This is a genomic window from Chelativorans sp. M5D2P16, from assembly GCF_034427935.1.
Taxonomy (GTDB): Bacteria; Pseudomonadota; Alphaproteobacteria; order Rhizobiales; family Rhizobiaceae; genus Chelativorans.
On record NZ_JAXQNM010000028.1, the window covers coordinates 1 to 3922 of the forward strand.

Consider the following 3922-nt stretch of genomic DNA (forward strand, 5'->3'; position numbering starts at 1 on the left):
CTGTGAAGCAAACCGGCCATTCGGATCCGTTCACGTTCGATGTCGTGATCCGCGAATCCGGCAGTGAGACGCACCACCGGGTGACCATGTCGCGCGCGGATTACGACCGGCTCACGAATGGCGCCTGCCTGCCGGACCACTGCGTGGAAGCCGCCTTTCGCTTCCTGCTGGATCGCGAGCCGAAGGAAGCCATTCTCTCGAGCTTCGATATTACCGTGATCGCCCGCTATTTCCCCGAGTTCGAGGCAAAGCTTCCCCAGTACATCGTCGCCGTCCCGACGGGAGAGGGGTCGTGATCGGCGCCGTCGCCGGCGACATCATCGGATCGCGCTTTGAAGGCCATCCGGAGCCGCCCGCCGGTTTCGACCTGTTCCATCCCCATTGCCGCTTCACCGACGACACGGTGTGCAGCCTGGCCGTCGCCGATGCGATCATGCGCCGGGCGGACTTCGCCTCGACGCTGCGCGCCTTCGTGCGCCGGCATCCCGATGCGGGCTATGGCGGCATGTTCATCAACTGGGCCTTTGCAGACGATGCGCCCGCCTATGGGAGCTGGGGTAATGGCGCACCGATGCGCGTTGCCGCGGTCGGCTGGCTTGCTGCGACCAAAGCCGAGGCGGATGCGCTTGCCGCCGCGCAGTCGGCCGTGAGCCACGATCATCCCGAGGCTATCAAGGCCGCACAGGCCGTCGCGGGAACGATCCTCGTGCTCCGCCAGGGTAAACCCGCACGGGAAGTGCGCGCCTGGATCACCGAGACCTATGGCTACGATTTGCGCCCCGAGACTGCGCTCAAGCGCGGCGGCTTCGATGTGAGCGCGGCGGGCACTGTTCCGCCTGCGCTTACCGCAGCGTTCGAAGCCAAGGATTGGGAAGATGCCGTACGGATCTCGATTGGCCTTGGCGGCGACACCGACACCCTCGCCTGTATCGCCGGAGCGGTCGCGGAGGCGATCCATGGCGTGCCACACGATATTGCCATCCGGGCACGCGAACATTTGACGGAAGACCTGCGCCAGGCGCTCGACCGCTTCGAGCAGCGGCGCACCGTCGACTGACAAGTCAGGCCATGGACTCCACCGGCAGGAGAGGCGACGGCTCCCCCGCGAAGAGCACGGTCAGCCGGTGCATCGCACGTGTGCAGGCCACGTAGAGAAGGTTGCGATCCATGTCCGTGCCGTAGTTCTGCACGCCAGCATCCGGGACGATCACGCGGTCGAACTCCAACCCCTTCGCCAGATGCGCCGTGCAAACGATGATGCCGGTCGAAAAACCGCTGCTCCCCGCGTCGAGCAGCCGCGTTTCGACGCCTTTTTCCGTCAGTTGCCGATGCAGCTTCTCGGCTTGTCTCTGCGTCTTTGCGATGACCGCCAGGCTGCGGTGGGTCGAGGCTTGAAAATCCTCAACCTCGGCGAAAATGCGTTCGGCGACTTCAGCCTGCCGCGCATAGCCGATGACCTGTGGCGGCTCTCCGTGCCGCTCGATCGGCACGAGTTCCTCATTGGGCGAGATGCCGAGGGCAAAGCGCATGATCTCCCAGCTCGAGCGATAGCTCTTGGTAAGCTTCACCGGCGCTGCGGCTTTAAGCACGCGCTGAATCTGCTCGGCATTCGAGCCGCCATACGGGTTCACGGTCTGTGTGGCGTCGCCCAGGATTGTCTTCCGGCAGGGGAAAAGCCTTCCGAGCACCGCGTATTGAACCGGCGAATAGTCCTGCATTTCGTCAATGAGCAGATGTTTGACCTCATTGCGCAGGTTCTCGACACCTTCCAGCCGCATCTTGAGGTAGATGAGCGGGAAAACGTCGGAGTATTCGAGCTTTCCTCCCGCCGGCTTGAAGAGCTCGGGTCGGCCCAACCACTCGAACAGTCCCTTGTAGGCCGCGCGCAGGCTCGTGCGCTTCACCATGCCCCGGACAACCTCGCGCAGTTCCCTGCGCTGCCTGGGCTCCAGTTCGTATTTGTAGTGAAGGAAAATCTTGTGCTCGGTCGTGCGCACCACCTCGGCGATGCGCTCGGTCACCGGCAGGCCGCGGTGCTTCTGCCAGGTCTCTGCGAAATGCCAGTCCGGCACGATGCGTCCTATGCCGGCGCGCCACTCGACGGGTTTGAACGAGTTGGCCTCCAGATGATCGATATAGGCATCGATCTGTTTCATGAAATCCAAGGACGCTTTCGCAGCGATCCGCTCTCTCAACGCCGCATCCTTCCCTTCAAGCAGCTGCGATGTCTGCTCGAAGAAGGTCTGGAAGCGGTACTTGCCCTGAAGCAGTTCGTCGGCAAGCGTCTCCATCCCAATCTCGCTCACCTGCTCCTCACCAAGCTCGGGCAGGACGTTGCCGATATAGTCGGCAAAGACACGGTTGGGCGAGATGATCAGAATGTCCTTCGAGCTCAGCGTGTCCTTGAAGCGGTAGAGCAGGAAGGCGATGCGGTGGAGCGCGATGGAGGTCTTGCCGGAGCCGGCAACCCCCTGGATGATGAGCGTGTCGGCCTCCGCGTTGCGGATGATGGCGTTCTGGTCGCGCTGGATGGTCGCGACGATGTTCTTCATGCCCTCGTCGGACGAGCGGCTGAGTTCCTGCTGGAGCACGTCGTCGACGATGTTCACGCCCGATTCCAGCATGAACTCCATCCGCCCTTCGCGAATGCGGAACTGGCGCTTCAGTTCCAGCCGGCCCTCCACCGCGCCCGAGGGCGCCTGGTACTGGGCGGGACCGATCTCATAGTCGTAGAACAGGGACGAGACCGGCGCACGCCAGTCGTAGACCAGCGTCTTGCCCGATGCTTCGTCACGGAAATCATGGACGCCGACATAGATCGGTTGGGCCACGCCGCTTCCATCCTGGCCTCGCGCGAAATCGAAACGCCCGAAATAGGGTGAGTTGCGGAGCTTATGGAGCTTCTGCCTTTGAGACTTCAGCACCTCGGCCGAGCGCATGGTTTGTTCGATGGACTGCCTGAGTGCCACCTTGTCGATGTGGTCCATGTCGCGGCGCGCTTCCCACATGTAATCCTTGTTCGCCTGAATGTCCTTTGCGTAGGCGTCGAGGCGCGCACCGATCTCCTGCAGGTTTTCGCGGATGCGTACCTGACAATCTTCGAGGCGGGCCTGTTCTTCCATTTCGACGGTGTTCATGCGTTCTTCTTGCTTTCGATTGCTTCCTCAGGCGGAGAGGCGGTCGGCAGAGGAGCCGGCGATCTTGAAAACCGCCATCTGACTCGCGCCGCCATAGGCGGGATGCCGTCCGGCAATGTCGTTGCAGGTGACGGCATAACCGCCTCTTGCGGCAACACCGCGTGCCCAGCGGCGGAACTTCGCCCGATCCCATTCGAAACGATGGTCGGCGTGGCGAAATCTATGGGGTGGAACGCCGAGCAGCGGATTGAACTCCGCGTTCGGCGTCGTTACGACCACGGTCGCCGGGCGCATCCGGGCAAAAATGGCCCGTTCCAAGGTCGACAGCCGGTCGGGTGCGATATGCTCAATCGTCTCGATCAGGATGGCGCAGTCGAAGCCGGTCAGCCTGGAATTGCCCTCGGTCATCGAGCCGAGAACAAGATCGACCCTTGCCGTTGCTTCCTCCGTCAATGCGTCCAGCCGCGCGCGAAGGCGGTTTAGGGAGGCTCCGCACAGATCGACGCCGACGATCCGTTCTATCTGCGGTTCCGTTGCCAGGCGGACGAGCAGGTCGCCATCGCCGCACCCCAGATCCAGGACACTGGAAGCTCCGCTCGCGCGGACGATCCGGTGCGCCGCGTCAAGCCGCTGCTCGTGCAGCCATGTCGTCACGCGCTACCTCCGCAAAGCCGATCTCTCTGCGTCCTCCGCGACAGGTGCTCACGGTCAATGCAGTCCGGCATTTCCTCAAATATCAAGCTCACGCGGCTCGCGACCTTTCGGCCGGGCCGGCGGTCAGAGCG

The 3922-nt window shown here is 62.8% G+C and carries 4 protein-coding genes; 2 read left to right on the top strand and 2 right to left on the bottom strand.

Translation table 11 applies throughout. From position 1 onward, the window contains the following. Window positions 1–2 precede the first annotated feature (2 nt). Both SIN08_RS14625 and SIN08_RS14630 read left to right on the top strand, forming a co-directional pair. The gene (locus tag SIN08_RS14625) at window positions 3–296 is read left to right on the top strand and encodes a hypothetical protein (RefSeq protein ID WP_322452338.1); all 294 of its coding nucleotides are present in this window, start codon (window positions 3–5) and stop codon (window positions 294–296) included. Beyond that, complete coding sequence (locus tag SIN08_RS14630; protein ID WP_322452340.1) at window positions 293–1057, top strand: ADP-ribosylglycohydrolase family protein; 765 nt, start codon at window positions 293–295, stop codon at window positions 1055–1057. Before SIN08_RS14625 ends, SIN08_RS14630 begins: the two co-directional genes overlap by 4 nt. A gap of 4 nt (window positions 1058–1061) precedes the next feature. Here the strand turns inward: SIN08_RS14630 and SIN08_RS14635 are convergent, their stop codons facing one another. Both SIN08_RS14635 and SIN08_RS14640 read right to left on the bottom strand, forming a co-directional pair. Further along, a complete protein-coding gene (locus tag SIN08_RS14635) occupies window positions 1062–3137 on the bottom strand; it encodes a HelD family protein (protein WP_322452341.1) in 2076 nt (691 codons plus the stop codon). Between the two features lie 27 nt (window positions 3138–3164). Next, window positions 3165–3791, bottom strand: a complete 627-nt coding sequence (locus SIN08_RS14640; protein ID WP_322452342.1) for a methyltransferase domain-containing protein — start codon at window positions 3789–3791, stop codon at window positions 3165–3167. Window positions 3792–3922 lie beyond the last annotated feature (131 nt).

What these genes read in the sequence shown, in the direction of transcription:
- SIN08_RS14635 (WP_322452341.1), bottom strand. Translation starts at nt 3,137, where the DNA reads ATGAACACCGTCGAAATGGAAGAACAGGCCCGCCTCGAAGATTGTCAG.